Source organism: Bacillota bacterium (genome assembly GCA_040754675.1).
In the GTDB taxonomy this organism is placed as follows: domain Bacteria; phylum Bacillota; class Limnochordia; order Limnochordales; family Geochordaceae; genus Geochorda.
In genome coordinates this window covers 1-2,396 of sequence record JBFMCJ010000594.1, presented here as the reverse complement: position 1 = coordinate 2,396, position 2,396 = coordinate 1, and the positions used below count along the sequence as shown (strand labels likewise).

Annotated in this window: 2 protein-coding genes; both read right to left on the bottom strand. The window is 72.7% G+C overall.

All coding sequences use genetic code 11. From position 1 onward, the window contains the following. On the bottom strand, window positions 1-365 hold a 365-nt coding region (locus tag AB1609_21355), incomplete at its 3' end, for a hypothetical protein (protein MEW6048983.1). 2 nt (window positions 366-367) lie between these two features. Next, a complete protein-coding gene (locus AB1609_21350) occupies window positions 368-2,197 on the bottom strand; it encodes a cobalamin B12-binding domain-containing protein (protein MEW6048982.1) in 1,830 nt (609 codons plus the stop codon). Between the last annotated feature and the right edge of the window lie 199 nt (window positions 2,198-2,396).

The following is a 2,396-nucleotide window of genomic DNA, read 5'->3' as shown; positions in this document are numbered from 1 at the left end:
GGGGCGGGGGCGGGTGTGTTCGCCGCCCCGTCCAGCGCCTCTTCGACCAGATGAAGGGCCGCCTCGGTGTCGCTTCCCGTCGCGAAGCGATGCCCACGGCCCTCCAGCTCGGCGCGAAGCTCCCGGTGGTTGTAGATCTCGCCGTTGGCGACCACCCAGGTTACCCCGGATTCGTCCCGCAGGGGTTGCCAGCCCTGTTCGAGGTCCACGATGGAAAGCCGGGCATGGCCGAGCACGGCCCGGGGGCCTTTCTCGGGTCGCTCCAAGAAGCGCTGGCCGTCCGGCCCCCGGTACGCCGTGAGGGCGATCATCCGGCGCACCCGTTCTGCGGCCGGCCTGCCGACGCCACCGGCGATGCCGCACACGGCTATCGGTCCCCCCGGCCGGCCGCGGCGGCCCGGCGGGTGGGGCCGGCCGGGTGCGGCGCTGCCGCCGCCCGGCGCACCAGGCCGCTCCTGACCGCCTCGTCCAAGATCCGGCGCACCCGCTCCGCTTCGCCGAGCACCCGCTCCGTCTCGGGGTCGACCGCCCGGCACGCGCCCCCGATGATGCGGGTCGTCACCGCCCCCCGGGCCTCCGGATTGCTGCGCAGGTGCGGGGCGTCAACCAGCCCCACCTGGACGGCCCGGGTCAGCGTTGCGGCGTCAGCCCACGGGTCGTCCACCCCGGGTGGGGCGAGTGCGGCGATGGCGTCGAGCAGCACCCGCGCCTCCTCCACCAGCTCCTGGCGGCGCTCCTGCACCCTCGGGTCGGCCGCCATGTCGGGAAGCCCGCTCATCGCGTCCCGGATCGCGCCCCGGGCGATCTTGACGCTCTCCACGATCTCGTCCGGCGTCGCCGCGTGGTCCGCCTCGCAGAACGCGACCACGTGGACGATGTGCGGCCGCAGCGCCATCTGCAGCAGCACCGAGGCCCCCAGGTGCCCTTTTGCCACGAGCAGGTCGGCCGGGTGGCTCGACAGCCCCACCCGGGTCTCCCGGAAGGTGGTGAAGCCCGGCGAGTGCAGACCCTCGATGAGCTCGGCCTTGGCCAGCATCTTGGCCAGATCCATGGCCGGCGACGTGGCGGGCGGCGTGTTGAACATGTACTGGGCCACGTAGTGGCGTACCCCCGCCTTGCGGGCGTTGTACGCCGCCAAAAACGCCATCACCACGGCCACCGTGTCCGGCGCGTCCCGCAGGCTCCAGTGGTGCGACTCATTGGATTCCACCGGGATGCCCCGCCGCGCATGCCAGGCGAACGCCTCCTGCGCCTCCCGGATGGTCTGCTCCAGCGGCCGGCGGCTGCGCCCGTCCAGCACGCTGTACCAGGTGAGCGGCACCGCCGCCCACGCCAGGTTGATGGTGCCGGCGAGCACCTCGGCCATCCGGATGATGTCGCGGGTGCCGCTGTACGCCCGCATCAGCGGGAAGTTGCCCCGCCGGCTCGCCTGGTAGATGCGCCGCAGGTCGTCAGCGCTGCGCACCGGCGCCCCGCCGGCCCCGTCCTGCTCGGGGTCCATCTCCTCGGGGCGGAAGAAGCACTCCTGGCAGTTTTGGTCGGTGGCAAGCGAAATGACGTCCAGCACCTTCGACTCGGCCAGGCGCGCCACGCCTTCGACGGTGGCCTCGAGGTCCGGCAGGCCGAAGTGGTGGCGGATGATGGGATACGGCCGCTGCCACTCGATGCGCTCGGGCAGCGTCTGCGGGTACTCGACCGGCTCGCCCACGCCGACCGCGGCGGCGAACTCACCGCTTGCCCCACGGTACGCGCCCACCCCGCCTCGGGCCGCCGCCTCTCCGGCACCCGCTTCGGTGATCTGGTGCCACAACCGCCGCAGGTAGATGGCCGTCTCCCGGTCGTCCTCGGTACCGTCGAAGACCCGGTGGAACCAGCCCATCTCCCGCGCTTCTCGAGCCACCGGCGGCGTCCCGCCGAACAGGAAGATGCGGCCCTCTGTCAGCCCCTGGGCCTCGAGCCTGGCCCGCAATGCCTCCAGCACACGCCGCCCGGCAGCCGGCGTCAGGCGGTAGCTGAGGCCGACCACCTGCGGCTGGTCGGCGCGAGTGGCCTCCACCACCCGTTCCAGGCCGACCGCCGGCCCCATGAAGCGGACGTCGAAGCCTGCCTCCTTCGCCAGTTCCGAGAATCGATACACACCCGCGACGTGGACGCACTCGCCCACGGCTGCGGTGATCATGCGAATGCGACGCCTCACGGCGACACCTCCTCGGATCCAATCGCTTCCAGCGCCACCCGAACCCTCGTCCGGCAGAGCCGCCGGCCGGATGCTCGCCGTTGGCCTGCGATCACCGGGCCTCGGCTCCGATAGCCTGCGCCGCCGGCAAACCGGCCGTGACCGCGCCGGCCAGTTCCCGGGCGGAGAACTCGCCCAGGCCCATGGACGCAAGCGTGCG